Source organism: Mycolicibacterium gadium, from assembly GCF_010728925.1.
GTDB lineage: Bacteria > Actinomycetota > Actinomycetes > Mycobacteriales > Mycobacteriaceae > Mycobacterium > Mycobacterium gadium.
Map to the genome: position 1 here is coordinate 4,954,779 of NZ_AP022608.1, position 16,719 is coordinate 4,971,497.

20 protein-coding genes are annotated in these 16,719 nt (G+C 66.7%); 16 read left to right on the plus strand and 4 right to left on the minus strand.

Annotated features, from left to right (window positions below):
- The first annotated feature begins 32 nt into the window (after positions 1-32).
- From mshA to regX, 5 genes are all read left to right on the plus strand, one after another.
- Complete coding sequence (gene mshA, locus G6N36_RS24455; RefSeq protein ID WP_163689347.1) at positions 33-1,361, plus strand: D-inositol-3-phosphate glycosyltransferase; 1,329 nt, start codon at positions 33-35, stop codon at positions 1,359-1,361.
- A complete protein-coding gene (locus G6N36_RS24460) occupies positions 1,358-1,897 on the plus strand; it encodes a type III secretion system chaperone family protein (RefSeq protein ID WP_163689348.1) in 540 nt (179 codons plus the stop codon). Before mshA ends, G6N36_RS24460 begins: the two co-directional genes overlap by 4 nt.
- Before the next feature lie 9 nt (positions 1,898-1,906).
- Positions 1,907-2,653: a phosphoglyceromutase gene (locus tag G6N36_RS24465; RefSeq protein WP_163689349.1), complete on the plus strand. Its 747-nt coding sequence runs from the start codon at positions 1,907-1,909 to the stop codon at positions 2,651-2,653.
- A gap of 141 nt (positions 2,654-2,794) precedes the next feature.
- Positions 2,795-3,982, plus strand: a complete 1,188-nt coding sequence (locus G6N36_RS24470) for a sensor histidine kinase (RefSeq protein WP_163689350.1) — start codon at positions 2,795-2,797, stop codon at positions 3,980-3,982.
- A gap of 7 nt (positions 3,983-3,989) precedes the next feature.
- On the plus strand, positions 3,990-4,676 hold the full coding sequence (regX, locus tag G6N36_RS24475; protein ID WP_083124190.1) for a two-component sensory transduction protein RegX: 687 nt from the start codon (positions 3,990-3,992) through the stop codon (positions 4,674-4,676).
- Between the two features lie 7 nt (positions 4,677-4,683).
- Here regX and G6N36_RS24480 read toward each other — a convergent pair whose 3' ends face one another.
- Both G6N36_RS24480 and G6N36_RS24485 read right to left on the minus strand, forming a co-directional pair.
- A complete protein-coding gene (locus G6N36_RS24480) occupies positions 4,684-4,968 on the minus strand; it encodes a YciI family protein (protein ID WP_179964860.1) in 285 nt (94 codons plus the stop codon).
- Positions 4,965-5,759 (minus strand): DUF3109 family protein, encoded by a 795-nt coding sequence (locus G6N36_RS24485; RefSeq protein ID WP_163690877.1) that lies wholly within the window; start codon positions 5,757-5,759, stop codon positions 4,965-4,967. Before G6N36_RS24485 ends, G6N36_RS24480 begins: the two co-directional genes overlap by 4 nt.
- A gap of 48 nt (positions 5,760-5,807) precedes the next feature.
- Here G6N36_RS24485 and G6N36_RS24490 point away from each other — a divergent pair, with 48 nt between their 5' ends.
- The 9 genes from G6N36_RS24490 to G6N36_RS24530 all read left to right on the plus strand — a co-directional run bounded on the left by G6N36_RS24490 (position 5,808) and on the right by G6N36_RS24530 (position 13,452).
- Positions 5,808-6,773, plus strand: a complete 966-nt coding sequence (locus tag G6N36_RS24490) for a Ppx/GppA family phosphatase (protein WP_163689351.1) — start codon at positions 5,808-5,810, stop codon at positions 6,771-6,773.
- A 57-nt stretch (positions 6,774-6,830) separates the two neighbouring features.
- The gene (locus G6N36_RS24495; RefSeq protein ID WP_163689352.1) at positions 6,831-7,949 is read left to right on the plus strand and encodes an Rv0497 family membrane protein; all 1,119 of its coding nucleotides are present in this window, start codon (positions 6,831-6,833) and stop codon (positions 7,947-7,949) included.
- 28 nt (positions 7,950-7,977) lie between these two features.
- Positions 7,978-8,823, plus strand: a complete 846-nt coding sequence (locus tag G6N36_RS24500; RefSeq protein ID WP_163689353.1) for a sugar phosphate isomerase/epimerase family protein — start codon at positions 7,978-7,980, stop codon at positions 8,821-8,823.
- Between the two features lie 17 nt (positions 8,824-8,840).
- Complete coding sequence (locus G6N36_RS24505) at positions 8,841-9,653, plus strand: thioesterase family protein (protein WP_163689354.1); 813 nt, start codon at positions 8,841-8,843, stop codon at positions 9,651-9,653.
- A gap of 55 nt (positions 9,654-9,708) precedes the next feature.
- Positions 9,709-10,581, plus strand: coding sequence for a pyrroline-5-carboxylate reductase (proC, locus tag G6N36_RS24510; protein ID WP_179964861.1), 873 nt, complete (start codon positions 9,709-9,711; stop codon positions 10,579-10,581).
- Between the two features lie 139 nt (positions 10,582-10,720).
- Positions 10,721-10,978 carry a helix-turn-helix domain-containing protein gene (locus G6N36_RS24515; protein WP_083124197.1) on the plus strand — a complete coding sequence of 86 codons (258 nt, stop codon included), beginning with the start codon at positions 10,721-10,723 and terminating at the stop codon, positions 10,976-10,978.
- A gap of 157 nt (positions 10,979-11,135) precedes the next feature.
- Entirely contained in the window at positions 11,136-11,237 is a 102-nt protein-coding gene (locus tag G6N36_RS24520) for a 30S ribosomal protein bS22 (protein WP_003402602.1), read from the plus strand.
- 29 nt (positions 11,238-11,266) lie between these two features.
- Positions 11,267-12,343, plus strand: coding sequence for an SDR family oxidoreductase (locus G6N36_RS24525; RefSeq protein ID WP_163689355.1), 1,077 nt, complete (start codon positions 11,267-11,269; stop codon positions 12,341-12,343).
- 38 nt (positions 12,344-12,381) lie between these two features.
- The gene (locus G6N36_RS24530; RefSeq protein WP_163689356.1) at positions 12,382-13,452 is read left to right on the plus strand and encodes a lysophospholipid acyltransferase family protein; all 1,071 of its coding nucleotides are present in this window, start codon (positions 12,382-12,384) and stop codon (positions 13,450-13,452) included.
- A gap of 7 nt (positions 13,453-13,459) precedes the next feature.
- On the opposite strand, the gene G6N36_RS24535 is transcribed toward G6N36_RS24530, so the two are convergent.
- Together G6N36_RS24535 and G6N36_RS24540 are read right to left on the minus strand one after the other, a co-directional pair.
- Positions 13,460-13,999 carry an FAS1-like dehydratase domain-containing protein gene (locus G6N36_RS24535; protein WP_163689357.1) on the minus strand — a complete coding sequence of 180 codons (540 nt, stop codon included), beginning with the start codon at positions 13,997-13,999 and terminating at the stop codon, positions 13,460-13,462.
- 51 nt (positions 14,000-14,050) lie between these two features.
- Entirely contained in the window at positions 14,051-14,953 is a 903-nt protein-coding gene (locus tag G6N36_RS24540) for an HAD family hydrolase (protein ID WP_163689358.1), read from the minus strand.
- Between the two features lie 38 nt (positions 14,954-14,991).
- Between G6N36_RS24540 and G6N36_RS24545 the strand changes: the two genes are divergently transcribed.
- A complete protein-coding gene (locus G6N36_RS24545) occupies positions 14,992-15,258 on the plus strand; it encodes a glutaredoxin family protein (RefSeq protein ID WP_163689359.1) in 267 nt (88 codons plus the stop codon).
- A 114-nt stretch (positions 15,259-15,372) separates the two neighbouring features.
- Complete coding sequence (locus G6N36_RS24550) at positions 15,373-16,719, plus strand: glutamyl-tRNA reductase (protein WP_163689360.1); 1,347 nt, start codon at positions 15,373-15,375, stop codon at positions 16,717-16,719.

A 16,719-nucleotide genomic window follows, 5' to 3' on the forward strand; every position in this document is an offset into this window, starting at 1 on the left:
CCGGTGTCCGCCCACGGTGTAGACATGTGTGTGTGCGCCCAGCCACGGATCTGACCGGTCTTGCGGTACCGCGACGAGTAGCCGTGTTGTCGGTGCACACCTCGCCGCTGGCGCAGCCCGGCACCGGAGACGCGGGCGGGATGAACGTCTACGTCCTGCAGAGCGCGCTGCAGATGGCCCGCCGCGGCGTCGAGGTGGAGATCTTCACCAGGGCGACGTCGTCGGCGGATGCGCCCGTCGTGCACGTCGCGCCGGGGGTTCTCGTCCGCAACGTCGTCGCCGGCCCGTTCGAGGGTCTGGACAAGTACGACCTGCCCACCCAGCTGTGCGCCTTCACCGCGGGCGTCCTGCGGGCCGAGGCCACCCACGAGCCCGGCTACTACGACGTCGTGCACTCGCACTACTGGTTGTCCGGTCAGGTGGGCTGGCTGGCGCGGGATCGGTGGGCCGTGCCGCTCGTACATACGGCCCACACCCTGGCCGCGGTCAAGAATGCGGCCCTCGCCGACGGTGACGCACCCGAGCCGCCGCTGCGCGCGGTCGGCGAGCAGCAGGTGGTCGACGAGGCCGACCGGATGATCGTCAACACCGAAACCGAGGCACGCCAACTTGTTTCGCTGCATCACGCCGATCCGTCCCGCATTGACGTCGTCCACCCCGGCGTCGACCTCGAGCTCTTCACACCCGGTGACCGGGCCGCCGCACGCGCCGCGCTGGGGCTGCGGGCCGACGAGCAGGTGCTGGCCTTCGTCGGGCGGATCCAACCGCTGAAGGCGCCCGACGTGCTGCTGCGCGCCGCGGCCCGGCTGACCGGCCGGTTCGGCGCACTGCGGGTGCTCGTGGCCGGCGGACCGTCCGGCAGCGGGCTCGCCGCACCCGAGTCGTTGATTCAATTGGCCGAAGAACTGGGTATCACCGCACACGTGACATTCCTGCCGCCGCAGTCGCGCGATCAACTCGTCGACGTGTACCGGGCCGCCGATCTGGTCGCCGTGCCGAGCTATTCGGAATCGTTCGGGCTCGTCGCCGTCGAGGCGCAGGCCTGTGGGACGCCCGTTGTCGCGGCCGCCGTCGGCGGGCTGCCGGTCGCAGTGCGCGACGGCGTCACCGGAACGCTGGTCGACGGCCACGACGTGGACGACTGGGCGAACGCCATCGGCGCCGTGTTGGACAAGGGCCCGGAGACGATGCGTGCGGCCGCCGTCGAGCATGCCGCGACGTTCTCATGGGCCCGCACCGTCGATGCGCTGCTCACCAGCTACGGACGCGCGATGTCCGACTATCGCGCCCGCCAGCGCAAGGACGTTGCGGCGCGCCGCAGCGGCCGGCGCTTCACGATCCGGCGCGGGGTGCGCGCGTGACTGCCAGCGTGCGGGACATCATCGAGCAGACCTGCAAGGAGAACGGCCTCACCTGCACCCGCCATGAAGGCGCCCGCGGCGGGTTGCCCGGCATCATCGTCGAACTGCCCGGCGAGCGTCGGCTGACGACCAACACCATCCTGTCCATCGGTGAACATTCGGTGCGCGTGGAAGCGTTCGTCTGCCGGAAACCCGACGAAAACCACGAGGGCGTCTACCGCTTTCTGCTGAAGCGCAACCGCCGTCTCTACGGCGTCGCCTACACGCTGGACAACGTCGGCGACATCTACCTCGTCGGCCGGATGGCGCTGGCGTCGGTCACCTCCGATGAGATCGACCGGGTGCTCGGTCAAGTGCTCGAAGCCGTCGACTCGGACTTCAACACCCTGTTGGAGTTGGGTTTTCGGTCGTCCATCCAGAAAGAGTGGGAGTGGCGGGTGTCGCGTGGCGAGTCACTGAAGAACCTGCAGGCCTTCGCTCACCTCATCGACGAAGACGAGGCGGACCGCCAAGCCGGCACGAACGGCTCGGGATAGTCTTTCGCCATGGGAGACTCCACGCTGATTCTGCTGCGGCACGGTGAGAGCGAGTGGAACGCGAAGAACTTGTTCACCGGCTGGGTCGACGTCGACCTCACCGACAAGGGCAGGGCCGAGGCGTTGCGCGCGGGCGAGCTGATCAAGGAACTCGACCGTCAGCCCGACGTGCTGTACACCTCGCTATTGCGCCGGGCGATCACCACCGCGAACCTGGCGCTGGACGCCGCGGACCGGCACTGGATTCCAGTGCACCGCGACTGGCGGCTCAACGAGCGGCATTACGGCGCCCTGCAGGGCCTCAACAAGGCCGAGACCAAGGACAAGTACGGCGACGATCAATTCATGAAGTGGCGGCGCAGCTACGACACCCCGCCACCGCCGATCGAGGCGGGTAGCACATTCAGCCAGGACCGCGATCCGCGGTACGCCGACATCGGTGGTGGCCCGCTGACCGAGTGCCTCAAGGACGTCGTCGAGCGATTCGTGCCCTATTTCGAGGGCACGATCGTGCCCGATCTGCGTGCCGGCAAGACCGTGCTCATCGCCGCCCACGGCAACTCGCTGCGCGCGTTGGTGAAGTATCTGGACGGAATGTCGGACGAAGACGTGGTCGGACTGAACATTCCGACCGGCATTCCTCTTCGCTACGACCTCGATTCCGACCTCAAGCCGACGGTCGTCGGCGGCACCTACCTGGACCCCGAGGCCGCGGCGGCGGGTGCGGCCGCAGTTGCTGCGCAGGGCGCGAAGTAGGCCGCTGAACAGTGCCGCCGGGCAAACGGCGGGTTAACGGGGGAAAGCCAGGGTTCGAATTTCCCAGATTACTTCTGTGACTTGTCCCGATTTGGCCGCACGCTGCTGGGATGACGTTCACCGGGTGCGTACGATTTTCGCGTGAGTGTGGTAACGGCGCTGCTGCTGTCGGCGCTCGTGGCACTGCTCGCCCTGGTGGTCGGTGTGGCGCTCGGGGCGGGGTTGGCGCCCCGTCTGATGGAGCGCAGGCAACGGCGCGCGACCGCGCAGTCGGGGATCACCGTTTCGCAGATGCTCGCCCACATCGTGTCGCAATCGCCGGTCGGGATCGTCGTGGTCGACACCTACCGTGACGTGGTCTACACCAACGACCGGGCCCGTGAGCTGGGTCTGGTGCGTGACCGGCTGCTCGACGAACGGGCATGGCTGGCGGCCGAACGCACCCTGACCACCGGTGAGGACGGTGAGGTCGACCTGTCGCCACGCAAGCGTGCCCATCCGGGCCGATCGGGATTGTCGGTCCGTGGGCACGTCCGCCTGCTGACCGAGCAGGATCGCCGCTTCGCCGTCGTCTACGTCGACGACCAGTCCGAGCATGCGCGGATGGAGGCGACCCGCCGTGATTTCGTCGCCAACGTCAGCCACGAACTCAAGACCCCCGTCGGTGCGATGGGGGTGCTCGCAGAGGCGGTGCTGGCGTCGGCCGATGACCCCGAAACGGTGCGCCGGTTCGCCGACAAGATGTTGGTCGAGGCGAACCGGCTGGGCAATATGGTGGGCGAACTGATCGAGCTGTCGCGGCTGCAGGGCGCAGAACCGCTGCCCGACCTGGAAGCCGTCGATGTCGACACCGTCGTCGCCGAGGCGCTGTCGCGGTACAAGGTGGCCGCCGACAACGCCGACATCGCGATCACCACCGACGCGCCGACCGGATTCCGGGTACTGGGCGACCAGCCGCTGTTGGTCACCGCCATCGCGAACCTGGTGTCCAACGCAATTGCCTACTCGCCTAACGGTTCTGCGGTGTCGATCAGCAGGCGCCGCCGCGGCGACAACATCGAAATCGCCGTCACCGACCGCGGCTTCGGCATCGCCCGCGCGGATCAGGAGCGGGTGTTCGAACGGTTCTTCCGCGTCGACAAGGCGCGTTCCCGGGCCACCGGCGGCACGGGACTCGGATTGGCGATCGTGAAGCACGTCGCCGCCAACCACAACGGAACCATCCGGCTGTGGAGTCAACCAGGAACGGGATCGACGTTCACCCTGTCGATTCCGGCGTATCCGCAGGGTGACGATGACCCAGAAGTGCACGTCGAACGAGAGGACTAGCCAGACAATGACCAGCGTGTTGATCGTGGAGGACGAGGAGTCCTTGGCCGATCCCCTGGCCTTTCTCCTGCGTAAGGAGGGCTTCGAAGCCACGGTAGTGGCCGACGGGCCGTCGGCCCTGGCCGAGTTCGAGCGGGCCGGTGCCGACATCGTCCTGTTGGACCTGATGCTTCCGGGGATGAGCGGTACGGACGTCTGCAAGCAATTGCGTTCGCGTTCAAGCGTTCCCGTCATCATGGTGACGGCTCGCGATAGTGAAATCGACAAGGTGGTAGGACTCGAACTCGGGGCCGACGACTACGTGACGAAGCCGTACTCCGCGCGGGAACTGATTGCGCGTATTCGCGCCGTGCTGCGTCGCGGCAGCGACAACGACGACGCAGGGATCGGCGACGGCGTGTTGGAAGCCGGACCGGTGCGGATGGACGTCGAACGGCACGTTGTTTCGGTCAACGGTGACGCGATCACGTTGCCGCTCAAAGAGTTCGACCTGCTCGAGTACCTGATGCGCAACAGTGGCCGTGTGCTCACCCGCGGTCAGCTGATCGACCGAGTGTGGGGTGCCGACTACGTCGGCGACACGAAAACCCTTGACGTGCATGTGAAGCGGCTGCGGTCGAAGATCGAGTCCGACCCCGCGAATCCCGTCCATCTGGTCACGGTCCGCGGCCTGGGCTACAAACTGGAGGGCTAACGCCTCCCTACGAACCGAGGATCTCGAACACCTCAAAGGTGTTGACGCCCGCAGTGACTGACGGATCGCTCTCCGCGATGGCCAGCACCTCGGCGCGGTCGGCCGCGCGCAGGACGCCTAGACCCCACACGCCCTCGGGGTCGGCGACCGGACCGTAGACGACGACCCTGCCGTCGGCCTCCAGCTGCTGCCAGTACTCCTGATGAGCTGCCATCGCCTGCTGTTCGGCTTGTGTCATCGTCTGCGCGAAATCCGCACGTGGCGGAGTGAGGCGAAAGAAGAACAGGCTCATTCGGCCGCGCGGGTCGCGGGGTGTACGGCGATCAGCCCTAAAGCGCTGCGCCGCTTACACATCGCGGCCAGCTCTGCGTAGGCCTTCTCGCCGAGCAGTTCGGTGAGTTCTGCGGCGTAGGACTCCCACACCGCCTTCTTCCCGACGTGCGCGTTCGGATCGCCGGTGCAGTACCAGTGCAGGTCGGCGCCGCCCTCGCCCCAGCCGCGCCGGTCGTACTCGGTGATCCACGTCTTCAGTATCTCGGTGCCGTCGGGTCGTTCCACCCATTCCTGGGTGCGGCGGATCGGGAGCTGCCAGCAGACCTCGGGTTTGAGGGTCAGCGGTTCGACGCCGATCTTGAGCGCTTTCGAGTGCAACGCGCATCCGATGCCGCCGGGGAACCCGGGACGGTTCAGAAATATGCAGGCGCCCTTGTACTTCCGGGTGCGTAGATTGGGTTTGTCGTCGTACTCGTCCATTTCGAGGTAGCCCTTTTTTCCGAGACCCTTCTCCCGGAACTGCCAATCCTCGTCGGTCAGGAGTTTGACCGCCTCTTCGAGTTCGGCGATGTCGTTCTTGTCCGACATGAAGGCCCCATGGCTGCAGCATCCGTCGTCGGGCCTGCCCTCCACAGTGCCCTGACAGGCGGGCGTGCCGAACACGCACGTCCACCGCGACAGCAGCCACGTCATGTCGGCTGCGATCAGATGCTCGGGGTTGTCGGGATCGAAAAACTCCACCCACTCACGGGCAAAGTCGAGTTCAACCTCGCCGGGCCCAGGTGATTTGCTCTTCGCCCGAGGGCTCATCGCTGATGCACTCACAACATTCAACGGTAAACCCAATAGGGTGGATGGGTGCGATTAGGCGTGCTGGATGTCGGCAGCAATACCGTCCACCTGTTGGTGGTGGACGCCCGTCGCGGTGGACATCCGACGCCCATGAGTTCCACCAAGGCCTCGCTGCGCCTCGCAGAGGCCATCGACAGCAACGGAAAACTCACCCGAAAGGGCGCCGACAAGTTGATCGGCACCCTCGACGAGTTCGCCAAGATCGCGGCGAGTTCGGGGTGCGTCGAGTTGATGGCGTTCGCGACTTCCGCTGTCCGCGATGCGAAGAACTCCGAAGAACTACTCGCCAGGGTGCACGCCGAGACCGGCGTGGCGCTGCAGGTGCTCAGCGGGGTCGACGAGTCCCGGCTGACGTTCCTCGCGGTGCGCCGCTGGTACGGCTGGAGCGCGGGCCGCATCATCAACATCGATATCGGTGGCGGCTCGCTTGAACTGTCGAACGGCGTCGACGAGGAGCCCGAGGTGGCGCTGTCGCTGCCGTTCGGTGCGGGCCGGCTGACCCGGGAATGGCTGCCCGACGATCCCCCGGGCCGCCGCCGCGTGAACATGCTGCGCGACTGGCTGGCCACCGAGCTGGCCGACGCGGGCGCCGAGATGCTCAAGGCGGGCACTCCAGACCTGGCCGTCGCGACCTCGAAGACGTTCCGCTCGCTGGCCCGCCTCACCGGCGCGGCCCCCTCCGGGGCAGGTCCGAGGGTGAAGCGGACGTTGACGGCCACCGGCCTGAGGCAGCTCATAGCATTCATCTCTAGGATGACCGCGGCTGACCGTGCAGAGTTGGAAGGGGTGAGCGCCGAACGGGCGCCGCAGATCGTGGCCGGAGCCTTGGTAGCTGAGGCGAGCATGAAGGCTCTGGATGTCGAAAGCGTGGATATCTGTCCATGGGCATTGCGAGAAGGGCTGATTCTGCGGAAACTCGACAGCGAGGCTGATGGAACTGCCTTGGTGGAGACATCTGTCCAGCGACGCTGACCAGCAGACTGGAGGCTCACACGGCGCCGAATCCAGGGGCCCAGAGGCGAGAGACGAATGACAGGACCAGAAGACAGCCAGAGCACGCGACCGATCTCGGTCGCGGAGTTGCTGGCCCGTAACGGCACCATCGGTGCCCCGCCGGTCGGGGGCCGCCGCAGGCGCCGTCGCGGAGACACCGACTCGATCTCCGTCGCAGAGCTGACCGGTGAGATTCCGATCGTCACCGATCGCGACATCGTCGAACGGCCCGTCGCTGACGAACCGTCGGCCCAGCAGGATGCCGCCGAGCCCGTCGAGGTCCCGGTCGAACAGGTCGAAGCTGTCGAGCCGCCGGAGCTGACCAGCCCAGCCGCGAGCAACGGCGCCGTCGACCATCAGGACACCGACGTGGTCGAAGCGGTCGAGGCCGACAACGCCGATGAGGCCGTCGAGGCCGATGAGGCCGATGAGGCCGTCGAACAGGACGCGGCCGACGAGACCGACGATGACTACGCCGACGCGGTCACCGACTACGCCGCCCACATCCAACAGCGGGACAGCGACGCCGACGTCGACTTCTTCGCGCCACCGCGTCGCTCGAGCTACGCACCGCGCCGATTCGGCGCGCTGGTCGACGCCGAGGAGATGAGCCCCGACCCGGAACCCGTCGACGGGGACACCGCCCTGGACTGGTCGGCGCCCGAGATCGAGTCCGAGGACGACATCGACGCCCTCGATACGGTCGGCGACCTCGAGGACGACGCCAAGGATTCCGACCGCTCGAGGTCCCATCCCCGTCCCGTCGAGGGTGCGTTGTTCGGCGGCCAGACCGTCGCCGACGACATCGCGCGCAGGGGCACAGCGCCGGCGCCGGCGGACATCGAACTCGACGACCCAGACCGCGGGACCGAGGCGGCCCAGCCGACGACCATGTCGTCGTTCATGCACGGCGTGTGGATCGTCGGGCAGTGCGTCCTGGCGGTCGCGTTCGGCGCCGGCCTGTTCGTCGCTTTCGACCAGCTGTGGAAGTGGAACAACATCGTCGCACTGGTGCTGTCTGTCCTGGTGATTCTCGGCCTCGTCGTCGGGGTGCGGGTGGTGCGCAAGACCGAGGACATCGGCAGCACGCTGATCGCAGTGGCTGTGGGGGCTCTCGTCACGTTGGGCCCCTTGGCGCTGCTGCAGTCGGGTTGACGGCGACTACCGCCGCCTAACAGCCAACGTGCGCCCCGCAATCAAGGTCGGTCTGTCGACGGCCTCGGTCTATCCACTGAGGACCGAGGCTGCTTTCGAGTACGCGGCAACCCTGGGCTACGACGGTGTCGAGCTGATGGTGTGGGCCGAAACCGTTTCCCAGGACATCGATGCGATCGCCGAGCTGTCCGAGCGCTACGAGATGCCGGTGCTGTCGGTACACGCACCCTGTCTGCTGATCTCGCAGCGCGTGTGGGGCGCCAATCCGATCCCGAAACTGGAGCGCAGCGTGCGGGCCGCCGAGCAGCTCGGCGCCCAGACCGTCGTCGTGCATCCGCCGTTCCGGTGGCAGCGCCGGTACGCCGAGGGGTTCAGCACGCAGGTCGCCGAATTGGAGGCGTCCAGCGAGGTGATGGTGGCGGTGGAGAACATGTTCCCGTTCCGTGCCGACCGGTTTTTCGGTGCGGGCCAGACGTCGATCGAGCGGATGCGCAAACGCGGGGGTAAGCCCGGACCGGGCATCTCGGCGTTCGCGCCGTCCTACGACCCGCTGGACGGTAACCACGCGCACTACACGCTGGACCTGTCGCACACCGCGACCGCGGGCACCGACGCCCTCGAGATGGCACACCGGATGGGTGAGGGCCTGGTGCACCTGCATCTGTGCGACGGCAGCGGCGCGTCGACCGACGAGCATCTGGTCCCCGGCCGCGGCACCCAACCGACCGTCGAGGTCTGCGAGATGCTGGCGGCAAGCGACTTCTCCGGGCATGTGATCCTTGAGGTGACGACGTCGGGGGCGCGGTCGGCGAGTGAGCGTGAGGCGCTGCTCGCCGAGTCCCTGCAATTCGCTCGCGCCAATCTGCTGCGCTGACCGAGGTGAGGATCCCCATGCCGAGCTCGACCCTGTTCACCGATGCCATGGCGCTGACGAGTGCCGGCGACGGCGTGTATGACGGTGAGCTGAACGAACATTGGACGATCGGCGAAAAGGTGCACGGCGGGGCGATGCTGGCGCTGTGCGCCAACGCTGCGCGCACCGAGCACGCCGGAGATGTCCAGCCGATCGCCATTTCGGGCAACTTTCTGTGGGCACCCGATCCCGGCCCGATGCGGTTGACGACGACGGTGCGCAAGCGGGGCCGCCGCGTCAGCCTCATCGACGTCGAACTCCACCAAGGGGACCGGACAGCGGTGCGGGCGTCGGTGACGCTGGGTGAACCCGAGCATCACGTGCCTCCGCTGCTTTCGGTCAATCCAGTCATCCCGCTGATGCAGCCGGAACCGCCGCCGGGGCTGGAACCGATTGGGCCCGGCCACCGGATGGCCGACATCGTCCACCTGGCACACGGCTGCGATATCCGTCCGTCGCTGACGACGATGGAGCCGCGCGCCGACGGCGGCCCGCCGGTGATCGAGTACTGGGTCCGCCCCAAGGGGGTGGCACCCGACGTGCTGTTCGCGCTGCTGTGCGGCGATGTGTCGGCTCCGGTGACGTTCGGGGTCAACAGGTTCGGTTGGGCGCCCACCGTGCAACTGACCGCCTATCTGCGGGCCCTGCCTGCCGACGGCTGGCTGCGGGTGCTGTGTACGACGGTGCAGATCGGCCAGGACTGGTTCGACGAGGACCACATCGTCGTCGACTGTGCGGGGCACATCGTCGTGCAGAGCCGCCAGTTGGCGTTGGTGCCCCCCGAGGCGTGACGCCGACGGCGGCCGATGACACCGGCCGCCCGTGCCGTCTGCAATGCTTGCCCGCATGGCCAGAATCGCGATCATCGGTGGCGGAAGTATGGGCGAGGCGCTGCTGTCGGGCATGCTGCGCGCCGGTCGGCAGGTCAAGGACCTGGTGGTCGCCGAGAAGGATCCCAGCCGCGCCAAGTTCCTGTCTGAGACGTACTCGGTGCTGGTCACGACGGTGGGCGATGCGGTCGACACCGCGACGTACGTCATCGTCGCGGTGAAGCCGTTCGACGTCGAGGGGCTGGTGGCCGAGATCGCCGATGCCGCGGCCAGGGCCGAAACCGACACTGCCGAAAAGGTTTTCGTGACTGTCGCGGCCGGCGTTACGGCCGCGTTCTATGAGAACAAGCTGCCCGCGGGGTCGCCCGTCATCCGGGTGATGCCCAACGCCCCGGTCGTCGTCGGGGGCGGGGTGAGCGCCCTGGCGCCGGGCCGCTTCGCCACTGCGGAGCACCTCAAGGAGGTGTCGTTGATCTTCGACGCGGTGGGGGGTGTGCTCACCGTGCCGGAATCACAGCTCGACGCCGTCACCGCCGTGTCCGGGTCGGGGCCGGCCTACTTCTTCCTGATGGTCGAGGCCTTGGTGGACGCGGGCGTGGCCGCGGGTTTGTCGCGGTCGGTGGCGACCGATCTGGTCGTGCAAACGATGGCGGGCTCGGCCGCGATGTTGCTGGAGCGGCTCGACGAGGCGCAGCCGTCGGGGGAAGTCGCGCTGGGGACGGCGATTGACACCACGGCGGCTCAGCTACGTGCGACAGTTACCTCGCCCGGGGGTACCACCGCAGCTGGTCTGCGAGAACTCGAACGAGGCGGTTTGCGGGCCGCCGTCGCATCCGCGGTCGAAGCCGCGAAAACCCGGTCTGAGCAGCTAGGAATTACATCCCAGTAATTCAATCAATTCAAATTGATTAGCCCACACCCGTCGCAGTAACCCCACACGCCACGCTATTCTCCTCGTGTAAGCACGGGTTGGTGCCAGCGGTGGGGAAGCTGCTGGAACTGCTCGTGCCTGAACTGAATGGGTTGCGATGACGTCTATGAACGGGCCATCGGGTCGTGATTCGGCGAGCGGCAAGCGGGACAGCAGCGCTTCCGACGGCCAGCCGCCTCGTGCTCAATTTCTCACCGTCGCGGAAGTGGCCAGCCTGATGCGGGTCAGCAAGATGACGGTATATCGCTTGGTACACAACGGAGAGTTGCCCGCAGTGCGTGTCGGCCGCTCTTTCCGGGTGCACGCCAAGGCAGTGCACGACATGCTCGAAAGCTCGTACTTCGACGCGGGTTGATTTGTTTCTCGTCGCCGTGCACCGCTGACCACCGCGCCCGATGTCGCCGGCCGTCCGGCTCCGTCACGCGTTTTTCGTTTAGCCTGACCGCCCAGGTAAGGTAGCGGGTCGAGTCACGTGCGCGAAGTGCACAAACATCATCTAGATAGCGGAGTTCATGGGTTCAGTCATCAAGAAGCGGCGCAAGCGTATGTCGAAGAAGAAGCACCGCAAGCTGCTTCGTCGCACCAGGGTCCAGCGCAGAAAACTCGGCAAGTAGTTCTCGCACTTGGTCGCTAGGCTGACCGGATGGATTCTGAGGGTCGTTCTCCAGACGACACCGTCCACTACCCCAAGGTCGTGCTTGTCACGGGCGCGTGCCGATTTCTCGGCGGGTATCTGACGGCACGGTTGGCCCAGAACCCGCTGATCAACCACGTCATCGCCGTCGACGCCATAGCCCCGAGCAAGGATCTGCTGCGCAGAATGGGTCGCGCCGAGTTCGTGCGCGCCGACATCCGTAACCCCTTCATTGCGAAGGTCATCCGCAACGGTGAGGTCGACACCGTCGTGCACGCCGCCGCGGCCTCCTACGCGCCTCGTGCCGGGGGACGGGCCGTGCTCAAAGAGCTCAACGTGATGGGCGCGATCCAGCTGTTCGCCGCCTGCCAGAAGGCACCGACGGTGCGCAGGGTGATCGTGAAGTCGACGTCGGAGGTCTACGGCTCACACCCGCACGATCCCGTGCTGTTCACCGAGGCCAGCGGTGCGAGGCGGCCACCGGGCGAGGGCTTCGCCCGCGACAGCATCGACATCGAGGGCTACGCCCGCGGTCTGGGCCGGCGCAGGCCCGACATCACGGTCACGATCCTGCGGCTGGCCAACATGATCGGTCCCGCGATGGACACCGCGTTGTCGCGGTATCTCGCCGGTCCGGTGGTGCCGACGGTCATCGGCCACGACGCCCGACTGCAGCTGCTGCACGAGCAGGACGCCCTCGGCGCTTTGGAGCGCGCGACGATGGCGGGCAAGTCGGGCACCTTCAACATCGGTGCCACCGGGATCATGATGATGAGCCAGGCCATCCGGCGTGCCGGGCGCATCGCCCTGCCGGTCCCTCGTTCCGCGCTCTCCGCTGTGGATTCGCTGTCGCGCGCAACTCGCTACACTGAGGTCGATCGAGAGCAGCTCGACTACTTGAGCTACGGCCGCGTTATGGATACGACACGTATGCGTAACGACCTCGGCTACAGCCCGAAGTGGACAACCGTGGAAGCGTTTGACGATTACGTGAGAGGTCGCGGGTTGACTCCGATCATCGACCCGAAATGGGTACGCTCAATGGAGAGTCGCGCCGTGTCCATGGCGCAGCGGTGGGGAAGATAACAGCAACGATTCGATTCGGGTCGGGGAGAAGGTAGAAGGTGGCGGGCGAGTCGAAGGCCAAAGTCATTCCGCTGCATTCCAATTCGGGTCGTTCGACGGCCCAGCGGCGGGCTGCCGCAGCGCGCGCAGACAGTTCGCGTCGACATCCGTCCGTGTTCTCCGACAGCGGTGCGCACGCCTCCGCTGAGCAGATCGCCGCGGTCGTTCGCGAGATCGATCAGGCCCGCGGCGCCGCGGCGGGTACTTCCGGCACCGACGCGACTCCCTCCGAACTCGCCAAACGAATAGGTGCCGGAGCTGAATTCATCCGCCAGCGGATGATGGGCGACTACACCGTCGACGAGTTCGGCTTCGACCCCCACCTCAACAACGCAATCTTCTTGCCTTTGCTGCGAGGCCTTTTCAAGTCGTGGTTCCGGGTCGAGGTCAGCGGTATCGAGAACCTCCCGGTCACCGGCGCCGCGTTGATTGTCGCCAACCACGCCGGGGTGTTGCCCTTCGACGGGCTGATGACGTCGGTGGCGGTACACGACAACCATCCGACGAATCGCGATCTGCGTCTGCTGGCCGCCGACATGGTATTCGACATGCCCTTCGTCGGGCAGGCAGCGCGCAAGGCCGGGCACACCATGGCCTGCACTTCCGATGCGCACCGGCTATTGGCAGCCGGGGAACTCACCGCGGTCTTCCCCGAGGGCTACAAGGGTCTGGGCAAGCACTTCAAGGACCGCTACAAGCTGCAGCGGTTCGGTCGCGGCGGGTTCGTCGCGGCGGCCCTGCGGACCAAGGCGCCGATCGTGCCGTGCTCGATCGTCGGATCCGAAGAGATCTATCCGATGATCGCCGACGTCAAGCTGCTGGCCCGCCTGCTCGGGCTGCCGTACTTCCCCGTCACACCGCTGTTCCCGCTGGCCGGACCTGTCGGGCTGGTGCCGCTTCCGTCGAAGTGGCACATCCAGTTCGGCGAGCCGATCTACACGTCCGACTACGACGAAACGTCCGCCGACGATCCGATGGTGACCTTCGAGCTGACGGACCACGTCCGCGAGACCATCCAGCAGACGCTCTACCAGCTGTTGGCCAACCGGCGGAACGCCTTCCTCGGATAGGCGGAAGCTAGCTCTCCTTAGAGCTTTGCTTGGCAATCATTTTCGCGATGGCATCGTCGCGCGCCGCAGCGATCCGGGCGCTCACATCGTCGACCTCGGTGTCGGATTCGGCTTCACCCATCACCGTGACGATGCTGGTGATCACCGGCTTGCCCTCGGCGTCGGTCACCTCACCGCGGATCTCGGTGAGAATCGCGCCGTGCGACTCCATGACCGAGTCCAGATAGGAATCGAAATACAACTTGTCGCCGGCCAGGATCGGCCGGTGGAAGACCAACTTCTGATCTCGGTGCAGGACCCGCTCCATGTTGATCGGCACATCGAACTGGTTGAAGATCTCCAGCTGTACCCGGCGGCCCGCCACCGCGAGGAATGTCAGTGACGCGACGAGGGCATCGTGGCCGTACTCCTTGGCGGCTTCCTCGGAGTAGTGCGCCGGGTGCTCGTCTTTGACCGCACGCGCGAACTCACGGATCTTCTCCCGGTTGACCTCGAAATAGTCGGGGTAGCGGTAGTGGGTCCCGATGATGTCTTCAGCGATAGCCATGTCGTTCTCTTCGTCTCGTGATGTGCGGGCGCGAGCCTATCAGCGCTGGTCTCAGCGGCCGTCCTGGCGCCGCGACACTATCGCCGCCAATGCGCCGCCTGCGGCGCCCAACGCCAGCGCCGACGGCACCCCGATGCGCGCGGCCTTACGCGCGGTGCGGAAGTCGCGGATCTCCCATCCGCGCTCCCTCGCGACATCACGCAAGTCGGCGTCCGGATTGATCGCCACCGCGGTGCCGACCAGCGACAGCATCGGGACGTCGTTGAAGCTGTCCGAATACGCGGTGCAGCGCCGTAGGTTCAGGCCCTCCCGGATGGCCAGCGCCCGCACCGCATGCGCTTTCCCTGCACCGTGCAGAATGTCGCCGACGAGCCGGCCGGTGAACACACCGTCGATCGATTCGGCGACGGTGCCCAGCGCACCGGTCAGCCCGAGCCGCTTGGCGATGGTGGCCGCCAGCTCGTAGGGCGTCGCGGTGACCAACCACACCTGTTGGCCGGCGTCGAGGTGCATCTGTGTCAAGGCGCGAGTGCCCGGCCAGATCTTGTCGGCGATGATCTGGTCGTAGATGTCCTCGCCGAGGGCCATCAGTTCCTCGGTCGACCGGCCTTCGATGAACGCGAGCGCCTTTCGCTTACCGGCGGCCACGTCGTCGCTGTTCTCCCGGCCGAGCAGTTGAAACTTGGCCTGCGCGTAGGCGAATCGGCCGAGATCCCCGTAGGTGAAGTACTTGCGGGCGGCCAACCCACGCGCGAAATGCACCAGCGACGACCCGTGTACGAGCGTGTTGTCGACGTCGAAGAACGCCGCCGCGGTCAGGTCGGGCGGTGGGGCGCCTGCTGCGCCGGGTTCATCCAGGTCGAAGACGGCCGCGCCCGCGCTGGCCTCGCCCGCGAGCTTTTGATCATCGGCGTCTGTCCCCGCGGAGGGCTCGATGACGTCGGAGTCGGACACGAATTCAGCCTAGGTCACCGTGCGGAGATACTTGCCCCATGGGAAGACGGGTCGAACTGCTCACACGTGCCGGCTGCACGATCTGCACCGGCGCCGCGGCCCGTCTCGCTGAACTTGCCGACGAGCTGGGCTTCACGTTGACGATCACCGACGTCGACACCGTTGCGGCCGAGGGGGACCCGGCGCTGCGGGCCGAGTTCGGCGATCGGCTGCCGGTGGTGCTGCTCGACGGCGCCGAACACAGCTACTGGGAAGTCGATGAGCCCCGGTTGCGGACGGATCTCCGGAACCCGCCGCCGAAATAATCTTCCGGTACGGATTCCGGCCGTCAGACGTGTCGAAAGTCCCATCTCGGCAACGTCGATAATTTGGTGAGCTCGTTGGTCACCGATTACCTTGGATGATGTGGTGGACAAGCCGTGAGCGTGCTGCTTTTCGGGGTTTCGCACCGCAGCGCGCCGGTGTCTGTCCTCGAGCGGTTGAGCACCGATGAGGCCGAACAGGCCAAAATCGTCGAGAAGGTCCTGCAGTCGTCGCTGGTGACTGAGGCCATGGTGCTGTCCACCTGCAACCGGGTCGAGGTCTACGCCGTCGTCGAGGCCTTCCACGGCGGCCTGTCAGTGATCGGGCAGGTGCTCTCGGAGCACTCCGGTATGGGCCTCAACGACCTCACGAAATACGCCTACGTGCGCTATGCCGAGGCGGCCGTCGAGCATCTGTTCGCGGTGGCCAGCGGCCTGGATTCCGCGGTGGTCGGCGAGCAGCAGGTGCTCGGGCAGGTGCGCCGGGCGTACGCCACCGCCGAGGCGAACCACACCGTGGGCCGCACGCTGCACGAACTGTCCCAGCGCGCCCTGTCGGTCGGCAAGCGAGTGCACGCCGAAACCGGCATCGACGCCGCAGGCGCATCCGTGGTGTCGGTGGCGCTCGACATGGCCGACGCCAAGCTCGGCTCGCTGGCGGGCCGCAGCGCCGTCGTCATCGGCGCGGGCTCGATGGGTTCGCTGTCGGCCAAATACCTGGTGAAGGCGGGTGTCGAGCGCATTCACGTGGTGAACCGCTCGCTGCCGCGCGCGAAGCGGCTGGCCGAGAAGATCCGTGAGCTCGGTGTGACGGCCGACGCGTTTCCGTTCGACCACCTCACGCCGACGCTGACCGACGCCGACGTCGTCGTGAGCTGTACGGGCGCTGTCCGTCCGGTGGTGTCGCTGGCCGACGTCCACCGCGGTCTCGCACACGGTCAGACGCCCAAACAGCTGGTGATCTGCGACCTCGGCATGCCCCGCAACGTCGACCCGGCCGTCGCCGGCCTTCCCGACGTCTACGTCGTCGACATGGACAGGATCCAGCGCGAACCGTCGGCGCGCGCCGCGGCGTCGGACACCGAGGCGGCCCGGACCATCGTCGCCGCCGAGGTGGCGAACTACCTGTCCGGCCAGCGGATGGCCGAGGTCACACCCACGGTCACCGCCCTGCGCCAGCGCGCCGCCGACGTGGTCGAGGCTGAGCTGTTGCGGCTGGACAACCGGCTGCCGGGGCTCGAAGCGGCCCACCGCGACGAGGTCGCCAAGACGGTGCGACGGGTCGTCGACAAGCTCCTGCACGCCCCGACAGTCCGGGTCAAGCAGCTGGCCAGCGCCCCGGGCGGCGACAGCTACGCCGAAGCGCTGCGGGAGCTCTTCGAGCTCGACCAGCAGGCCGTCGACGCTGTCGCGGCGGGCGAATTGCCTTTGATGGCAACCGATCTCGATAAGACCGCCGAGTAG

Excerpts from the sequence above, each read along its gene's own strand:
- G6N36_RS24465 (WP_163689349.1), top strand. The coding sequence starts at position 1,907 with ATGGGAGACTCCACGCTGATTCTGCTGCGGCACGGTGAGAGCGAGTGG.
- regX (WP_083124190.1), top strand. The coding sequence starts at position 3,990 with ATGACCAGCGTGTTGATCGTGGAGGACGAGGAGTCCTTGGCCGATCCC.
- G6N36_RS24480 (WP_179964860.1), bottom strand. The coding sequence starts at position 4,968 with ATGAGCCTGTTCTTCTTTCGCCTCACTCCGCCACGTGCGGATTTCGCG.
- G6N36_RS24485 (WP_163690877.1), bottom strand. The coding sequence starts at position 5,759 with ATGAGCCCTCGGGCGAAGAGCAAATCACCTGGGCCCGGCGAGGTTGAA.
- G6N36_RS24495 (WP_163689352.1), top strand. The coding sequence starts at position 6,831 with ATGACAGGACCAGAAGACAGCCAGAGCACGCGACCGATCTCGGTCGCG.
- G6N36_RS24505 (WP_163689354.1), top strand. The coding sequence starts at position 8,841 with ATGCCGAGCTCGACCCTGTTCACCGATGCCATGGCGCTGACGAGTGCC.
- proC (WP_179964861.1), top strand. The coding sequence starts at position 9,709 with ATGGCCAGAATCGCGATCATCGGTGGCGGAAGTATGGGCGAGGCGCTG.
- G6N36_RS24515 (WP_083124197.1), top strand. The coding sequence starts at position 10,721 with ATGACGTCTATGAACGGGCCATCGGGTCGTGATTCGGCGAGCGGCAAG.
- G6N36_RS24520 (WP_003402602.1), top strand. The coding sequence starts at position 11,136 with ATGGGTTCAGTCATCAAGAAGCGGCGCAAGCGTATGTCGAAGAAGAAG.
- G6N36_RS24525 (WP_163689355.1), top strand. The coding sequence starts at position 11,267 with ATGGATTCTGAGGGTCGTTCTCCAGACGACACCGTCCACTACCCCAAG.
- G6N36_RS24535 (WP_163689357.1), bottom strand. The coding sequence starts at position 13,999 with ATGGCTATCGCTGAAGACATCATCGGGACCCACTACCGCTACCCCGAC.
- G6N36_RS24545 (WP_163689359.1), top strand. The coding sequence starts at position 14,992 with ATGGGAAGACGGGTCGAACTGCTCACACGTGCCGGCTGCACGATCTGC.